The 16,597-nt window shown below is 33.0% G+C and carries 15 protein-coding genes and 1 pseudogene; 3 read left to right on the forward strand and 13 right to left on the reverse strand.

The annotated features are described in order from the left end of the window. Nucleotides 1-88: 88 nt before the first annotated feature. Genes ACNQGO_RS09460 through ACNQGO_RS09470 form a run of 3 tightly spaced genes read left to right on the forward strand, consistent with a single transcriptional unit; the run spans nucleotide 89 to nucleotide 3,496 of the window. Nucleotides 89-964, forward strand: a complete 876-nt coding sequence (locus tag ACNQGO_RS09460; protein ID WP_417985102.1) for a bestrophin family protein — start codon at nucleotides 89-91, stop codon at nucleotides 962-964. A gap of 11 nt (nucleotides 965-975) precedes the next feature. After that, nucleotides 976-1,443, forward strand: coding sequence for an MgtC/SapB family protein (locus ACNQGO_RS09465; protein ID WP_417944434.1), 468 nt, complete (start codon nucleotides 976-978; stop codon nucleotides 1,441-1,443). A 34-nt stretch (nucleotides 1,444-1,477) separates the two neighbouring features. After that, on the forward strand, nucleotides 1,478-3,496 hold the full coding sequence (locus tag ACNQGO_RS09470) for a heavy metal translocating P-type ATPase (RefSeq protein WP_417985103.1): 2,019 nt from the start codon (nucleotides 1,478-1,480) through the stop codon (nucleotides 3,494-3,496). A 179-nt stretch (nucleotides 3,497-3,675) separates the two neighbouring features. Here the strand turns inward: ACNQGO_RS09470 and ACNQGO_RS09475 are convergent, their stop codons facing one another. From ACNQGO_RS09475 to ACNQGO_RS09535, 13 genes and pseudogenes are all read right to left on the reverse strand, one after another. After that, entirely contained in the window at nucleotides 3,676-4,782 is a 1,107-nt protein-coding gene (locus ACNQGO_RS09475) for a HigA family addiction module antitoxin (RefSeq protein ID WP_417947802.1), read from the reverse strand. 9 nt (nucleotides 4,783-4,791) lie between these two features. After that, entirely contained in the window at nucleotides 4,792-5,115 is a 324-nt protein-coding gene (locus ACNQGO_RS09480; protein WP_417985104.1) for a type II toxin-antitoxin system RelE/ParE family toxin, read from the reverse strand. A 185-nt stretch (nucleotides 5,116-5,300) separates the two neighbouring features. Next, nucleotides 5,301-6,155 carry a hypothetical protein gene (locus ACNQGO_RS09485; RefSeq protein WP_417985105.1) on the reverse strand — a complete coding sequence of 285 codons (855 nt, stop codon included), beginning with the start codon at nucleotides 6,153-6,155 and terminating at the stop codon, nucleotides 5,301-5,303. A gap of 113 nt (nucleotides 6,156-6,268) precedes the next feature. Beyond that, nucleotides 6,269-6,757, reverse strand: coding sequence for a hypothetical protein (locus ACNQGO_RS09490; protein WP_417947896.1), 489 nt, complete (start codon nucleotides 6,755-6,757; stop codon nucleotides 6,269-6,271). Nucleotides 6,758-6,777: 20 nt separating this feature from the next. Continuing rightward, the gene (locus ACNQGO_RS09495; RefSeq protein ID WP_417985106.1) at nucleotides 6,778-8,541 is read right to left on the reverse strand and encodes an ATP-binding protein; all 1,764 of its coding nucleotides are present in this window, start codon (nucleotides 8,539-8,541) and stop codon (nucleotides 6,778-6,780) included. After that, a complete protein-coding gene (locus tag ACNQGO_RS09500) occupies nucleotides 8,534-9,847 on the reverse strand; it encodes an SIR2 family protein (RefSeq protein WP_417947472.1) in 1,314 nt (437 codons plus the stop codon). The genes ACNQGO_RS09495 and ACNQGO_RS09500 overlap by 8 nt, the downstream gene beginning before the upstream one ends. Before the next feature lie 10 nt (nucleotides 9,848-9,857). Next, the gene (locus tag ACNQGO_RS09505) at nucleotides 9,858-13,028 is read right to left on the reverse strand and encodes an Eco57I restriction-modification methylase domain-containing protein (RefSeq protein ID WP_417985107.1); all 3,171 of its coding nucleotides are present in this window, start codon (nucleotides 13,026-13,028) and stop codon (nucleotides 9,858-9,860) included. Between the two features lie 629 nt (nucleotides 13,029-13,657). Continuing rightward, nucleotides 13,658-13,840: pseudogene (locus ACNQGO_RS09510) on the reverse strand (DUF4133 domain-containing protein); the annotation flags it as partial. 11 nt (nucleotides 13,841-13,851) lie between these two features. Then, nucleotides 13,852-14,154, reverse strand: coding sequence for a DUF4134 domain-containing protein (locus ACNQGO_RS09515; protein ID WP_417944460.1), 303 nt, complete (start codon nucleotides 14,152-14,154; stop codon nucleotides 13,852-13,854). Between the two features lie 12 nt (nucleotides 14,155-14,166). Next, nucleotides 14,167-14,541: a hypothetical protein gene (locus ACNQGO_RS09520; RefSeq protein ID WP_417944461.1), complete on the reverse strand. Its 375-nt coding sequence runs from the start codon at nucleotides 14,539-14,541 to the stop codon at nucleotides 14,167-14,169. Nucleotides 14,542-14,616: 75 nt separating this feature from the next. Continuing rightward, entirely contained in the window at nucleotides 14,617-14,877 is a 261-nt protein-coding gene (locus ACNQGO_RS09525) for a hypothetical protein (protein WP_417979724.1), read from the reverse strand. Nucleotides 14,878-14,922: 45 nt separating this feature from the next. Further along, nucleotides 14,923-15,126 carry a hypothetical protein gene (locus ACNQGO_RS09530; protein WP_417985108.1) on the reverse strand — a complete coding sequence of 68 codons (204 nt, stop codon included), beginning with the start codon at nucleotides 15,124-15,126 and terminating at the stop codon, nucleotides 14,923-14,925. A 315-nt stretch (nucleotides 15,127-15,441) separates the two neighbouring features. Then, on the reverse strand, nucleotides 15,442-16,597 hold a 1,156-nt coding region (locus ACNQGO_RS09535), incomplete at its 5' end, for an OmpA family protein (protein WP_417985109.1).

The following is a 16,597-nucleotide window of genomic DNA, read 5'->3' on the forward strand; positions in this document are numbered from 1 at the left end:
GTTTTAGGTGGCTCATTACTCGGATATTTATTGACATTTATATAATTAAAAAACAAGTATAACATAAGTATTTTTAATCTAAACAAATATGCTACTAAATAGAAAAATATCAATTTTTACTTTTATAAAAGAAATTAAGTATGATATTCTTGCAATTGTAACTTATGCAGTAGTTGTGGGCATTGTAGATCAATATTCTTTTCTGTCCAAGATATCAATACCTACTAATATGACAGCTATTATAGCTACCACCTTATCATTTTTACTAGCGTTCAGGACAGCACAGGCTTATGAAAGATGGTGGGAAGCAAGAATAGTTTGGGGAGCAATAGTAAATGATTCTAGAACATTGATACGACAAGTCATACAATTTGTTCCACAAAATAATGCTAATAGTAAAACAATTGAAATATTTGTACATCGCCAAATTATTTGGTGCTATGCCTTGGGAGAATCTTTACGAGGATTGCCTTTTACAGACAAAGTACAACAATACATTAATGAGCAACACATTACGGACAAAAATGTTCCAAACGCAATTTTAAATCTGCATAGTGTTGCATTGTCTCAAATGGATATAAGTGAATTTAAACAAGTACAGATTGACACTACTTTAAGCCGTTTGTGTGATGCTATGGGAAAGTGCGAACGCATTAAAAACACAGTGTTCCCTAAATCCTACAGCTTGTTAATACATTTATTGATTTATGTATTCGCTACACTACTACCTTTTGGATTAGATGATAAATACATCATTGAAGAGATTTTTTTAACTACATTATTGCCATTAATTTTCATTACTATAGAGCGAACAGCTATAATATTGCAAGACCCTTTTGAAAATTCACCCTCAGATACACCAATGACAAATCTTGCAACAACTATTGAGATTAATCTAAAAGAAATGATTAACAATACAAATTTACCAATACTAGAAAAACCAACCTCTTTTTACTTAATGTAATACTATATGAAATGATAGAAGCAGATATAAAATTTGAACTTATAATGGTAGCCAAAATACTTATGGCTGCTATACTTGGTTGCATAATTGGGTACCAGCGAGAGCGAGAGAATAAAAATGCCGGAATACGTACTTTTGGCGCAGTAAGTGCCGGTGCCGCACTGTTTACCGCTGTTGGAATGCATTTTTCAGAAACCGATGATTCATCAAGGATTATTGCCAATATCATTACAGGCGTCGGTTTTCTGGGTGCCGGAATTATTTATAACAAACAGCAAAGCAACGAATCCAGCGGACTCACCACGGCTGCGAATATATGGGCAGTTTCTGCCATTGGTGTAGCCGCTGCTTTGGGATTTTATGTAATATCTGTTGTGACTACGGCCCTACTGTACTTCATGTTGTCGCTCAATCATTTTAGTTTTTATAGAAATTGGCAATCCAGGATTCAAAACGATAAAAACCCAAACCAAGACTAATACCGATACTAATTGTCAAATTAAAAATTCAATCATGAAACACATACATAAATACGATGCAAACGGCAAGCAGCTTTGTTGCACACTGGAAGAAAAAATAAACAGCAAAACCGATAAGCAATCAGGATGTTGTACCGTTGATTATAAATCTGAACATTCAGATGATGACGGCCACGACCATTCAGGCGGTGATCAAACCACATTTCAAATGTTTTTGCCCGCAATTATTTCATTCATTTTACTCCTTGTGGCCATTGGTTTTGACAACTACTTTACACAAACCTGGTTTACAGGTTGGGTCAGGTTAATTTGGTATATAGTTGCTTATGTTCCAGTTGGCTTCCCTGTTCTAAAAGAAGCATTGGACAGTATTCGCAAAGGAGAAGTGTTCTCGGAATTTTTATTGATGAGCATTGCTACCATTGGTGCATTTGCAATTCGTGAATATCCTGAAGGTGTTGCTGTAATGCTTTTTTATGCCGTTGGTGAAGTGTTTCAAACCTTGGCTGTTCAAAGAGCAAAAACTAACATCAAATTATTATTAGACCAAAGACCTGATGAAGCAACAGTAATGAATGGAGAAAATGCGACTGTAAAAAAAGCATCTGAAATAATTATTGGAGAAATTATTCAGTTAAAACCAGGAGAAAAACTAGCATTAGACGGTAAGCTACTTTCGGATACCGCTTCGTTCAACACTGCAGCACTAACAGGAGAAAGTAAACCAGATACCAAACAAAAAGATGAAACCGTTCTTGCCGGAATGATCAATCTCAACACGGTCGTTTTAGTCGAAGTAACGACAGCCTACACCGATAGTAAATTATCTAAAATCTTAGAAATGGTGCAAGAGGCAACTGCCAAAAAAGCACCAACTGAATTATTTATTAGAAAATTCGCTAAAATCTATACGCCAGTGGTCGTGTTTCTGGCCATAGGGATTTGTTTGCTTCCAATACTATTTGTTGAAAACTACAATTTCAACGATTGGTTGTACAGAGCCTTAATTTTTCTGGTTATCTCCTGCCCTTGCGCATTGGTTATTTCAATTCCATTAGGCTATTTTGGGGGCATTGGCGCAGCAAGTAAAAACGGGATTTTGTTTAAAGGATCCAATTTTCTGGATTTAATGGCAGCCATCGAAGTAGTGGTTATGGATAAAACAGGAACGCTGACCAAAGGTGTTTTCAAAGTACAAAAAGTGGTTGCTGTGGATATTTCCGAAGCCGACTTAGTAAAATATACAGCTGCACTCGAAACCAAATCGACCCATCCCGTTGGAACAGCAATTATCGAATATGCTAAAGGAACCGAAAAAAATGCAACCGTTACTGACGTAGAAGAAATTGCAGGTCATGGACTAAAAGGAAAAGTGGACGGAAAAGAAATTTTGGCAGGAAATGTAAAATTGATGAAAAAATTCAACATCAGTTATGATGTCGAAATCGATACTACCCCTTTCACGATTATCGTTATTGCAATCAATCAAAAATATGCGGGGTATTTTTTAATTGCTGATGAAATCAAAGAAGATGCCAAAGAAGCGATTCAGAGTTTACACAAAATAAACGTGAAAACCGTAATGCTTTCGGGCGATAAACAAGCCGTTGTAGATGCAGTGGCCAAAGAATTAAACATTGACCAGGCATATGGGGATTTATTACCGGAAAACAAGGTTGAAAAAGTGGAGGAATTGAAATTACAAAATCTAAAAATTGCATTTGTTGGTGATGGTGTAAACGATGCGCCAGTAGTTGCCCTTGCCGATGCCGGTATTGCAATGGGTGGTTTAGGAAGCGATGCAACAATTGAAACAGCTGACATTGTGATTCAAAACGATCAACCTCATAAAATATTCACAGCCATAAACATTGGAAAACAAACCAAGAAAATTGTGTGGCAAAACATCACTTTAGCATTTGTGGTAAAAGGGATTGTTTTAATACTCGGTGCAGGTGGTTTAGCCACCATGTGGGAGGCCGTTTTTGCCGATGTGGGCGTAGCTTTATTAGCCATTTTAAATGCGGTTAGAATACAGCGAATGAAGTTTTAAATCTGATATAAATAAGAAGCGTCCCTTAACAGGGGCGCTATTTAAAATATTTATGATTTTTTTGGAGGTGTTTTTTCTTCTCCATAACATAAACCATGTTTACTACTAGACTTTTTCTCTGTTCTTACTGTACTACAAATAGGAACTCATTTATCTTTTATTTAGAGTTTTTTAATAAATTAATTGATATCATTACTAATCGAAGTGTAGCTGCGGAAATTATTTAGCGCAAAACAAACTCGGCCTCTTACTATACTGGGATGGATTTTGACTTGTTTGGCAAAAGACATCATTGCTACATCGTTGTTATTGTGAGGCAAATTTTTTTTGAATTTGTTCCAATCGTCCTCTATAATCAGACTATTTTGGGCAAAATGATCAGCTTGTTTTTCTTCTGTCGAGTTTTTGTATTCTTCCTCTTCGTTTTTAGTTTCCAGATCGATAAACTCGGCGGTGTCGTTATTTACCAAATGTTTGAAAATATGTCCCAATTCGTGAAACAAGGTAAATGCAAAATTATCCAAACGATTGTGTCTTAGTGTCATTCCAATGGCCGGATTTCCATTACTCCAAAAAGAGACTCCATCCACCGGTGTTTTTTCTCCTTTTGCCTGATAGATCAACTTGATGCCATAGTCGTGCAATTTGTTTTGGACTTTATTTAGCGTGTCCTTATTTTTTAGCAAAATGGCTCTTAAATCAGCTATTAGTTGCTCCAGGTTTTCGTGATTGAAAGTAGGGACTATAACCTCCGAAGCTTTGTATTGCACCAGTTTTACCCAACCCATAATGTTCACCACATCGGTTTTGAGTTTAGTCGATTTTTTGAACCTGTGGTAATGGCTTTGTACGCTCATTGTTGCCAGTTGGTCCAAGTTTACCACTCGGTATATTTCCCTGATTTTTTGATTGTCGGTTACAGGATTTCCAGAAATTACTTGTTCTTTTTTATAGAATGATACCGGAATGAATGCTTTGGCGACATTCCAGATTTCTATAGCTTCTAATTGTGCTTTGTTTTTAGCCTCAATTCTTGCTTTGTCGAGGTCGTAGTTTTTTTGTGCTTCCATCCAGAAATCGGCATCGATGCCCAAGGCTTTTTCTAACAATAATGCCAAGTCTGCATTGATGTTCCGCTTGCCTCTTATGATTTCGTTAAGTTGGCTGCGTTTAATGTCTATGAGTTTTGCAAGGTCAATTTGAGAGTATTCATTTGCTTCCATTTCGTCCGCGAGTATTGTTCCGGGATGCGTGGCAAATGATGGGATACGGTTTTTTGTCGTCATTTTTTGTCGTTATTTTGCGTAATGTTTACTTAAATCTTCGATTTCTAATACATCGATGGTGAGATCTCCTGAAGCAGAAGCTACTTCATTAAAAAGAATACGGTATTGTTTATTGACATAAACCGCACTAACGCCTTTGAGGTCGCCTTCTTTTTTTTCATAGTGTAAACTTTTAATTTGATACAACTGTTCAATACGAGTGACGGATTTTAACATATTGATTTTTTGCACATACTGTTTTACCAATTGAGGGTTGGATTTATATTCCTTGTGGGGTTTTAGAATTCCCTGGTACAGGTCTGATAAATACGGTTTTTTAAAGATAATCTCCATAATTGGTTTTGCAAAGATATATAAATGTTCACATATTTGTGAACAAATATCAATTAATTAATGTATATTTTTTTAAGCCTTTATTTTATAAGGGTTTGAATTTGTTTGTATTAGAATTTTAAACCCTATTTTGGGTGATTATTTGTCAATAAATCTATGTATATAAGCATAAAGAATGTGCAATTTTATTGAGAGTTGAATGCTATTTTTAGAGTTTTTCTATCAAGATCTGTAAGTAAATCAGAGATATACTTTAAGAGGGAGATAACTTTTAGACTATTAATTTCGGTTCCATAATCTGTGCTAGTTCCGTGCAGAATCCGGTGTCGATTTAAATGACAGGGAAATTTCGAAACATCCTCTTCTCGTACCATAATTGGAGTTTGGTTTTGTAAAGGTGAAAGATATAATTTCAAAAAACTATTTATTGAATATTCTAATTCGGAAGCTATTTGAGACAAATATTTATTATTTTTTTCTTTAATAAAAAACTTCTTTTTTGTAAAGTCAAAACAGATACCATCTACTTGTGTTAAAACACAGGGAATTAAAACGCTGTGATTTCCATTTTTATAAGACTTTAATATTTGATTTAATATTTCTTTTCTATTGGGATGTCTCATTACTAGATTTTCAATTATTCTTTCAAGATTTAAAGAGTAATATTCCATCAATAATTTATTTGCATTTTCTGTTGAGTCCTTTTTAATCTCATAAGCTATTTGGGAAGGCAAACTTAATTCACTATCTAATTCGATAAACCAGCCATTTTGTGCTATCAGTAAAAGATAAGCTGGTGTTTTTTCTGCGTATTCCTTTAATCGCAATCCAATCTGGCCGAAAATATCTCTCTGTTTTAAAAGTGGATTTTCAAAATTAGGGATTGAAACAATTAGTTTATTTATATTTTTAATCGATTTTTGAAAGTCTTTCAGAGGTTTTTCTAAAGATTTTTGAAAGTCCGTCATTGGTTTGGTAATCTTTTCGATATCCCGAAAAGGTTTCATCATTGGATCGATATGTTTTGTTAAATCTTCCATTTTTTAATTAATGACAACTTTATATTTGATTAATTATTTAGCAATTTTAGGTTATTTACACGAACAAGAAGTCTTCTACAGTTTGGCTGTGACTCTCTCATAGGAGAAGAGTCTTATTTTTCTATAACTACTTTATAATTGTTATTGTCAACTTCTAATTTATATTTTTTTACATTATTTCCTTTTAAATACGCGTCTAACCTGCTATGTTTTATTAATTGGACATATTCAATGTTTTCCTCTCTATTATAATCTAACATCACATATGTTATTGAAACCATATTATAATAGGCTTCAGCTTTTTTTGAAACCATTTTCCCAGAGGGATAAATAAAAGCAGTCTCAACAAATTCAATATTTTCTAATCTTAAACCTTTCATATAATTCAACCCACAATTTCGCAAAATTATGGGTTTATTCATTTCAGATTTATAAACTTCCATTTCTAAATTATCTCTTAAATAAAAGGTTGATTTAACGTATGTATCACATATGGAGTGAAGCTTATTTTTAAACTTTGCATTAGGTGAAAAAAGTGTATTGGTGATCTTTTTTATCCTAATAGGGTTGCTTTCAAAATGTATTATTTTATAGTTGTCCATATGAAATTTATAGTTTTAAATTAAAAAAGTGGTGTGTCAGAATTTGGTTTTATTTTAGGTAAATCTACCTTTAACATAACAGGCATAGGGAAATCAACGCCCATTAAAATTGCTTCTCCAGAACCTAAAACTGGTAAAAATGCAAGAGTATCACGATTTGCAGAAGAACAAGCATTAGCAATTGCTTCTTTATCTTGATGGTTGATTAATCTGTGCGCTACAAAAGTCCCTATTTGACTTAATGTGCCATTTGGAATATCTCTTGGCATTTGAGTAGCGATACAAAGAAACAAACCGTATTTTCTACATTCTTTAGCAATACTATCGAAAGAGCTTAACTCTGTGGTTTCAAAATACTCATCTTTTACTTTTTTATTTAAAAATTGATGAGCTTCATCAACGAATAACACAAGGGGATTTTGTTTGAATTTTTTCTTTCTAGCTAATTCTAACAAAAATTTACCTACTGCGTTTGCTAATATTTCTCTAGCTTGAAAATCAAAACTTACTTCTTCAAATCCAATTCGCAAAATTTTTAAATCACCATTTATGAATTCATTAATTCCACTTATAAGTTCAGAAGCATCATTTTTTTGTTTTTGAAAACCAAAAATCTTATTGAATTCAGGGTTGTTTATAAGATTATTTACTCTAAGTATTAGACTTATGCAGTTTGTTGCGTGATTATTATTTTGACCTCCCCATTTATTATGATTATTAAAATCTACATCATTAATACATTCCTTCATGAGTTGAAATGAAAGAGCTTCAATATTGAAATCTGAATTTAAACCTTCTATTTCATTTATAAATTTTGAATACACTCTATTGAAAGGCCTCATTAATTGACCCGCTTTCAAAATGTTATTATTACTAACTTTAATTTCCTCCCATAATACTTCCGTTATTTTAATAGAATAAGTGTTTTCATCTGGTTTTGTTATAAAATTGTTATCAATATTTTTTTCTAAGATTCTTAGTATTTTTAACGACTTTATAGCTTCCATTAATTTTGGTGATTGTACTTGACCAGAAGGTCTTAGAAGAACAAATAAATCTGAAACTGTTAAATTCGAATAATGAAAAAAAGCATCATTTGATAATATTAAAGGTTTACAAGAAATCTCTGTGTTAATATCAAAATTTGAATATTCTCCCGTTGGATCAATAATGATTGCTTTATTTTTATTTTCGATTATACCTTCAAGTAGTTTACTAACGGTATAACTTTTACCTCCGCCAGTTGTCCCAACTATAGCACAATGTCTTCCAAAAATAGCTTGTTGCGATAATTCTACAATAGTAGTTTTATCGTACGTTAAATGCCCTAATTTTATTACTGGTGCAGTACCTAAATTTTCTTTCTTTACACCAAATCCTTTAAAATATCCTTTGATAAATTGAGAGGAACAAATAAAAACTTTTGCTCCAATCATTGGTAAAGAATTTAATCCTTTGTCAATATTAGATGGTTCAAAAAGTTCAAAGGATAACAAGATTTCTATTTTTCCTGTTGGATGAAATTCTTTAGTGTTAAATGATTTTTCACTTAATTCTAGTCTTTCTTTTTCGGGTAAACTTAATTCTAATATTTTACCAAGAAAGCCATATTTTTCTCCTTCAATTACGACATAATTACCAACTAAACCGCCTTTTAATTCTTCTCCATAAAAGGTGAAAGATTTCATTAATATGGAAGAAGGAAAATGAACTTTTACATACTGTGGAGTAACTTGATTTATGTAACCAATGAAATGGCTATGATTGAAAGGATTATTACTCATTATTAGCTGTGTTTAAATTGAGAATAATCTTTTTAGCATCTTCTTGATTGTATGATTTTAGATCTGGAAAGTGATTGGCAAAATCTTCAAATAATTCATCAACCAAAACAATATTATTATGTTTTTTTGATGCTTCAAAAATTGAAATAAATGTTGCCGTTTTTGTGTCAATGTCTTTATTGACTACCATTAATTGAAAGCCCGGGTTTTGTTCTAACGCTTCAATTATAGCTGTTACTATATGCTTATCGCTGAAACTAAAACCAATACAAATTAATAATACATTCTCATTTCTTAAGTTTTGTTGAAAACGGGACATCATTTCGAAATATGGCTGCTCATAAGAGCTCTCATATTTGCTGTCTTTTGGAAAAATCATTAATGGGTTTTCAACACCATCTTTTTGTATAATTTCATTTCCATCTATAGTCCAATCAACCGAACCGTGTGGCTTGTATAAATGAAAAACTTTTTGAACAAAATTGTCTTCCTCTTTTACTCTACTAGAATTTCTTGAAACAATATCTAAATCAAAATTTCTTCCACTAAATGTTCTTGGATGTGAAAATGAAAAACCATCAATTATTGTAAAGTTCTTTTTTCTGCCAGCTTGCTCAAATAAAGTATCATAATTCAATGTAAACACTTTTACTCTAGGTAGTGTAACTTTTCTTTTCGTTATTTTTTCTATAAAAACTGAATGTGCAGCGTTTTCTGGAAGTCTTAAAGTGCAATTGACTTTAATGATTTTTTCAATTTGATTTATTATATCTTCAATATCTAATGCTTTTTCCTCTTCCAAAGGCACATCAGTTACATAATTTCTAGCAATATTTGCAAGTGATAAAAGCTTTTCTAAATTTTTAATATATTTTAAATCAACATCTTCTTCCTTTTCTTTGTACTTGTCATCATATTTTACCAATACACAAAATCTATTCAGAATTGTCTCGGTAATTGCCATAGATACGTCATCCCAAAGTTGAGCCAATAATCTTCCTTTTCTTTCTGTTAAAATATCTTCGATAAGGATGTTTTCACCTACACCAACCGATGAACCTGCTCCAGTTAGAATTATTAAATTTTCAAATTGATTGTTTAAAAATTCTGCATACTTCTTTCTCTTTGTAGCCAAAGCATATGCTAACTTATTTGGATTATCTTTATCATCTTCAAATTTGTGTATAGTTCCATCAATGTAAATATTATAACTAACTACTTCACCAATTTCGTCTTCATCAACAGTTTTAATTGTTTCAATTTCAACAGATTTTTTTCCATTGATATAAATATATTTTCTTTCCATAATATAGTTATTAGCTGTTTTCAACAATTTTTATCTCCTCCTCACTCAAACCATACAACTCATACACCATTTTATCAATTGCTTTTTCTGTGGTTTCTATTTGAGATTTCAGGGTTTGAGCTTGTTTTGTGTAATCTTCAAAAAGATCCATCCATTCGATTTCATCTTTTTTGGTGAGTGGTGTTTGTCCTATTGTTTTAATAGCCTTGTTGAGCTCAGTAATAAATTCAGCAAATGATAATTCTTGCCAGTTTTGAAGTTTTCTCGATATTTCAGTAAATTTAAAATTCGAAGTTAAATATTTCAGTAATTTTTGCCTTAATCCAAAATGTTCATCTGTAGATAAGATGATGCTTTCTACTAATTCACTTACTCGAATTTTAATTGAACTTTCGAAAATTTTTATTGGAATTTTTTCTAAATATTGTACTTTATATTCTTGATAACCACCTCTTCTAGTTATTGCCCATTGTCCCATTAAGAATTTAATTAATTTTGAATTTAAAATTGCTAATAGAACTTTATCATTTGATGGAATTATAAAACCAGTCATATCAATAACATTTCCTTGAGACAGAGTGAAATTATTTCCCAATGAAACATTTGGATAGACAATATATTCTAAATTGAAGTTTATTTTTTTATTAATTTGTTGATATTCAAACCATTTTTTATTACCCTTTTTAACCCCTTCATTTATTATGGCTCTTGAGATTAGTTTGCTTTTGTTTGAATTTAAATACTCTATTTCTTCTTTTAAATCGTCTTCTGAACATAATTCATATTCACCATTTAAATTTTTGTAAGGAAAAATTATGTTGTTATTTGATTTAGGTGTTAAATATCTTTTTAAGTCCTTACCAAAAACATAATTTTTAGAATATTCTGTTTCTTCAAAAGTTATAAAACCATCATTAAATCCAGTTTTAACGCCAACTAATGGTAAAGAAGAATATGATTTTAATGATTTAGAATTATTTGATATTTTTTTAATCATTTTTGAAACTTCCCTAGAATAAAATTGAAAATCACTTTCTATAAAATCACTAATATGAACTGGATTATATGGGAGATTAAAAACGGCATCTTCAATTCTATTAAATTCTAATTTTGGTACAAATACATAATTGAATTTATAATCTTCTTTATGTTTTGTTTTTAGCGCAGTGAAAATTAATGGATAAGCACTTATTCCTTGAAAGACATCTAGATCATCAAAATTTATTACTTCTATAAAGGTTAAATTTTCAGTTAGAAATTTTACCAATACTTTTCCGTAGCTGGCTTCAAAAAATTTGCCAGAAGAGATGTAAGAAATAATTCCATTCTCCTTTAAAATATTTGATCCTTTCTCATAAAAATATGTAAACAAATCTGCCTTTCCTGAGTATACTCTGTAGTTTTTTGATAGAAATCCAGAATGTTCCTTAAATAATTCTTGTCTAACATAAGGTGGATTCCCAATAATCACATCAAAACCACCTTTGGCAAACACTTCCGGAAATTGTTCCTGCCAGTTGAAAGCTTTGTCACCCGCAATGGCTTTGCTATCAATGAGCGAGTTACCGCATTTGATATTGTTGTTTAGGCTTGTCAGTTTACGTTTTGGTTGGGCAGTGCGCAACCACAAAGAGAGTTTCGCAATCTCGATACTTTCTTCGTTGAGGTCAACGCCATAGATGTTATGTTCCAGGATTTGGTTTTCAATATCAGGGAAAGCAAAACCACCGCCAAACAATTGTTTGTTGAGTTCGTCTATATAGGCGTGTTCCCTAATCAGAAAATCCAAGGCTTGGTTTAGGAAGGCTCCCGAGCCACAAGCCGGGTCACAAATGGTGAGCTCCAAGAGCCATTCGCGGTAATCTTTGAGTTGCTGCTCGAGTTTTATAATTGTTGTTGCCTGGCGGTTCTTACGGCCTTTGGCGTATTCTTCGTCAATAATTCCTAATTCTAATTTTTTCTCGGTGCAGAGTTTACCAACGGTATTGTCGACAATGTACTTGGTGATGTATTTTGGGGTATAAAACACCCCGTCTTTCTTGCGTTTGGTTTTTTGTTTGTCAAAATCAGTTCCTTCAATTTCGGCATTGACACTTTCGATTTCGTTTAACGAATGTTCGAAAATATGTCCTAAAATATTCACATCGACCTGACTTTCGAAGTCATAGGTCGATAGTTTTTTTGTGTGACGGTAGAGCATTTCGCTGTCAATCACAACTGCATCCAGAATGGTATCTGGCTGGAACAGTCCACCATTATAGGCGAAAATTTCTTCTTTTTTGTCGGTGCCTTTACGTCCGGTGTCGAGATAACGGAAGTATTGTTTGTAACGATCGTATAACGGCACATCCATATCCAAATCAGCTAATGCTTTCCATTCTTTGAGAATGGTGTTGATGGAGTTTGGAGCCAATAAACCAAGGTCTTCAGCAAAAAGAATAAACAGAAAACGGTCGATCAGTTTTTGTGATTTTTTGAAAAGGGTCAGCTTAGAGGTTTTTTCGCTTAACTCCGTAAGCATGATGTTATTCCTGTTTTGCTTGACTAAATCCCGATATAACTCCCGTTTGAAAAGCGAATAATCGGCATAGAATTTTTTGGTGATATTTTCTTCTTCCACCACAGAAGCTTCTTTTATGCTGAGAGGTTTATTGGACAGGATATTGTCTTTAGCCAAACACAAGTAGAAGATTTCGAATTCGAGATGGGATAAGGTAAAGAGGTTGAATTCTTCATAGTCCACCGCATTGTTGATGTAGAACCTTAACTTCTCGAAGTTGGAGGTAATGACATAGATACAGCCTGTTTGATTGGCTTTATAATCAAAGGCTTGTTGACGGATGCTTTCCAGATCTTTGGTATTGGTTCCCTTAAGTTCAATTACTGCTAGAGCATTTCCGTCTTTGAGGATGGCGCCATCCACTTTTTTGGCGCCCTTTATGTTTTTGAGTTCCGTGGTCAGGTTGAATTTTGGCGTTGGATTCAGGGTGTAGCCCAAGATATCCACAAATAACTCCCGCAGAAATCCTTCTTGGAATTGTTCTTCTTTACTGTTACGAATGTTTTCTTGAATGGCCGCATTATGAAAATACTTGCTGTATTTTTTATAGGCTTTCTGAACTTGATCTGTATCTTGTTGGCTCAAATATTTTTTGAGTACGGAAGGCTGAAATAATGACATTGGTAACGCTTTTTTTTGAGAATCTAAAAATACACAATTTGAAAGTAGTGTAAGAATTATGTTATTAACAAAGCAGATTGATAAATGATACTACTTTCGAAATTAGAATTTAAGTGATATCTCAAACCTAATAATACTTCAATTAATTAATTTACGGTTTCCCACATTTGAAGAGTACAAATATTTATTATTCGTTTTATTTCCATTTGTTTTATGTCATTTTACATCCTTTTGACCGTTAAAATGTAAATAAACGGTATTTTACAGGATTAAACAATACCCACTTTTGGTGATATTAAGTCATACCTTTACATTTCAAAAAAACTAAAACCAAATTATAACATGATATACGTCAGTTTTTTGATTAATCAAAAGAAGAATTAATCCTAAAACAAATAAAATTTTGGTATTTTTTAGCAATTAAAAATTCTAAATTTAAAGTAAAACAGATTTATAGATGATAAAATTAATAACAGTTATGTGCGAAACTGTAACTTTTATAACGGCATTGGAGCCTCATTCTGTACAAGAAAAAAAGCTTAACGAATCATTTTTTTTGGCTTTAGACTTAATATTTAAAATCATAATTTCAAGCTCTCAAAAAATGTTAATATCGGAATTAGGTGTTCGATTGTGATCCCGCTCAGTCCTATAAACATACACAGATAGGAATTGACTCCAGTGATGTACAAGATCATTATCAGGATAAGCATCCCTAGCAAACCACCAGCGAAGATGAACAGGTACTGCGCTTTCAGTCCTTTGAACTCCACTGTTCTTCCAATACCTTTATTAATAGTATACGTATTCATACCGCTAAAACTTATCGGAAGAAAGAACGTAAAACAGTTGCCGCTATAATCAAAAAGGTACAAGCTCCAAACCAACTTGCTGCCGTCTTGCTCGTATCTGGATCACCACTGCTAAATTTATTATACACCTTCACTCCACCAATGAGGCCCACTACTGTTCCAATAGCATCAATAAGTTTGGTAGCAGGATCAAAATAAGAATTGACCATTTGCGTCGCCTCCGTGATTCCTACTGTTCTGTTTCCTTGTGCAACAACACTAATTGTTGATAGTACGGTCACTTCCAACACTATTTTTTTAACTTGATTTCCCATGATTTAGATAAATTAAATTATTCTATATTTCTGCACTTTGTGGGATTTCGTGACAAAGGTATTATAGAAAAAGGGGCGTTGAAATAATTTAGCAGTCTTTGGAATCACTTGGTTGTTGCTGGCTTTTACAACTTTAATTTGAAGGTAAAATTGAAGTATTTCTTTTAGATTTACATAAACTCTTCGATACAAGATCTTGACAGCTCCTTCAACTAATGACTTATCTCGTGGTTTGTTAGCCCTGGCAGGCAAGATTGTAGTTTGATAATGCTCGGCTAAATCAGCTAAAGTTTCATTGATTGTGGGTTCAAAACGACTACTTTTTATTACTGCAGATTTTAAATTATCCGGAACAATAGCCGCAGGAGTACCTTCAAAAAAACGCATAGCATTTTCTACCGATGTAACAAAATATTCCTTTTGTTAGCTCATGGAAGCTTCTGCACAGGTGTATTGACTGGCTCACAATATGGCTACAAAAAATTGTACTTCTTTGATTTCTCCCGTGTATTTATCAATAATGGAGAGTGTTTTTCCAGCATAATCCACATACATTTTATCGTCCACTTTGTGCTTTATGTGCATCACTGGATTGACTCTTTTGCTCCATGTTTTATAATGATGTCCAAATTGCGAGCTTCTGTAACACTTAGGATTTAGGGCAATATATTGCTCCCACATGTGCTGTATGGTAACGACAACTTTTTTTAGTTCGCATTCCATTTTAGGAAAAAAAGCATCAAGACTTTGCAGTTTGGGACAGATTGATTATACAGTGGTGGGTGAGAATAAAAGTTCTAACTCAGCATCTGTTTTTTCGTTAATTACTTCAAAACTTAATTCTAGTAATTTAAATAAAGAAATATAGTTTTTTACCGTATTTCTAGAAATAGATAAATACTTACTTTTTCCGTTACAGTAGAATTTAATTGCTTTTCTAATTTTACTTATATCTCTTATTTTGTTTGCCATAAACCGTATTTTTAAGGAATGAATGGTGCTAACAATATGAAAAAGTTGGTAGTTTTTAATGTCCAATTTTAGCCTAAAATCAGATGGTCAATTTGAACTGGAAAGTGGTGGTCAGTTTGCTCCGAAACTGGTGGTCAATTTGACAGGTTTTCCACTACTCCAATTCAGTCAGTATTTTATATAGCGTAAAAATTGGCAATTTATCTGTTAATCAGACCGTATCCAATGGTTTTATATTTTCAATTTATCAACCACCAAAAAAGGCTATCCAAGTTTCTGGATAGCCTTTTTTGATAGTTGTTGTTTTGACAAGGTTTATTGCATAGAAACAATAATAAACTCACTTCTTCTATTGGCTTGGTGTTGCTCCTCTGTACAGTTTGATTGGTTCGTTGGTTCACATCCACAATCGTTTAAGAGCTGTGATTCTCCGTAACCTTTGGCCGTTAATCTATTTGCGGCTATTCCATTTTTCATCAACCATGCCTTGGTTGCTTTAGCTCTTCTGTCAGATAATGCTTGGTTGTAAGCTACGGTTTGTCTACAATCTGTATGTGATCTAATGTCGATAATCATCTTTGGGTATTCTTGCATGACTGCTAGTACTTTTTCAAGCTCAAAAGCTGCATCTTTACGGATAAATGACTTGTCTAAATCAAAATACAAAATCGGAATATCTAAGGTTTTAGCTAAATCTGTTCCTACTTCAATTGCTTTTTTTCGTGGCTCTAAGGCCAATGGACCTTGTGTTACTCCAGATACTTTTGCTATTACAAGCTTATTCTCTTTGGTTTCATATTCTGGCTTTTCTCCACGTAAATAATACGTTTTGCCACATTCAACCTCAAAAGTATAGTCCCCTGATGATGAAGTTGTAATTTCCTTGATTAATTTGAAATTATTATCAAACAAACTTACCTTAGCATTGGACAAGACTAAACCTGTATCCTGATCCTTGATGACTCCTTGAAGTGCTTGATTACAAACAGGAACAGGAAATTTATTAAATCTATAAATATCATCAGATCCTAATCCACCCTCTCTATTGGAAGTGACAAATCCTTTTTTATTCTCTGCATCTATCACAAATGAAAAGTCATCTTGGGTACTGTTTATTGGTGTCCCTAAGTTTTCAATGGTACTACCTGGAGTTTGCGATGACAAATCCATCACAAACACATCTAAACCTCCAAGTCCAGGATGTCCATCACTGGCAAAATACATCTTATTATCTGGTGAGATATACGGAAACGTTTCTCTTGACTCTGTATTAATAGGCAATCCTAGATTCTCTGGCGTGCCGTACGTATCATTTGGATTGATGCTTACTTTAAAAAGATCTGATAAGCCCTTTGTACCTGGCATGTCTGATGCAAAATACAAGGTTTTCTCGTCTACACTCAACGCTGGATGCGCTACACTATATTCATTACTATTAAAAGGTAATTCTTGTACATTTACCCATTTTCCG

The sequence above is a fragment of the Flavobacterium frigidum genome (assembly GCF_048286735.1).
Taxonomy (GTDB): domain Bacteria; phylum Bacteroidota; class Bacteroidia; order Flavobacteriales; family Flavobacteriaceae; genus Flavobacterium.

Excerpts from the sequence above, each read along its gene's own strand:
- ACNQGO_RS09495 (WP_417985106.1), bottom strand. The coding sequence starts at position 8,541 with ATGAGTAATAATCCTTTCAATCATAGCCATTTCATTGGTTACATAAAT.
- ACNQGO_RS09460 (WP_417985102.1), top strand. The coding sequence starts at position 89 with ATGCTACTAAATAGAAAAATATCAATTTTTACTTTTATAAAAGAAATT.
- ACNQGO_RS09520 (WP_417944461.1), bottom strand. The coding sequence starts at position 14,541 with ATGCGTTTTTTTGAAGGTACTCCTGCGGCTATTGTTCCGGATAATTTA.
- ACNQGO_RS09490 (WP_417947896.1), bottom strand. The coding sequence starts at position 6,757 with ATGGACAACTATAAAATAATACATTTTGAAAGCAACCCTATTAGGATA.
- ACNQGO_RS09485 (WP_417985105.1), bottom strand. The coding sequence starts at position 6,155 with ATGGAAGATTTAACAAAACATATCGATCCAATGATGAAACCTTTTCGG.
- ACNQGO_RS09470 (WP_417985103.1), top strand. The coding sequence starts at position 1,478 with ATGAAACACATACATAAATACGATGCAAACGGCAAGCAGCTTTGTTGC.
- ACNQGO_RS09515 (WP_417944460.1), bottom strand. The coding sequence starts at position 14,154 with ATGGGAAATCAAGTTAAAAAAATAGTGTTGGAAGTGACCGTACTATCA.
- ACNQGO_RS09530 (WP_417985108.1), bottom strand. The coding sequence starts at position 15,126 with ATGGCAAACAAAATAAGAGATATAAGTAAAATTAGAAAAGCAATTAAA.
- ACNQGO_RS09505 (WP_417985107.1), bottom strand. The coding sequence starts at position 13,028 with ATGTCATTATTTCAGCCTTCCGTACTCAAAAAATATTTGAGCCAACAA.
- ACNQGO_RS09475 (WP_417947802.1), bottom strand. The coding sequence starts at position 4,782 with ATGACGACAAAAAACCGTATCCCATCATTTGCCACGCATCCCGGAACA.
- ACNQGO_RS09465 (WP_417944434.1), top strand. The coding sequence starts at position 976 with ATGATAGAAGCAGATATAAAATTTGAACTTATAATGGTAGCCAAAATA.
- ACNQGO_RS09480 (WP_417985104.1), bottom strand. The coding sequence starts at position 5,115 with ATGGAGATTATCTTTAAAAAACCGTATTTATCAGACCTGTACCAGGGA.
- ACNQGO_RS09525 (WP_417979724.1), bottom strand. The coding sequence starts at position 14,877 with ATGGAATGCGAACTAAAAAAAGTTGTCGTTACCATACAGCACATGTGG.
- ACNQGO_RS09500 (WP_417947472.1), bottom strand. The coding sequence starts at position 9,847 with ATGGAAAGAAAATATATTTATATCAATGGAAAAAAATCTGTTGAAATT.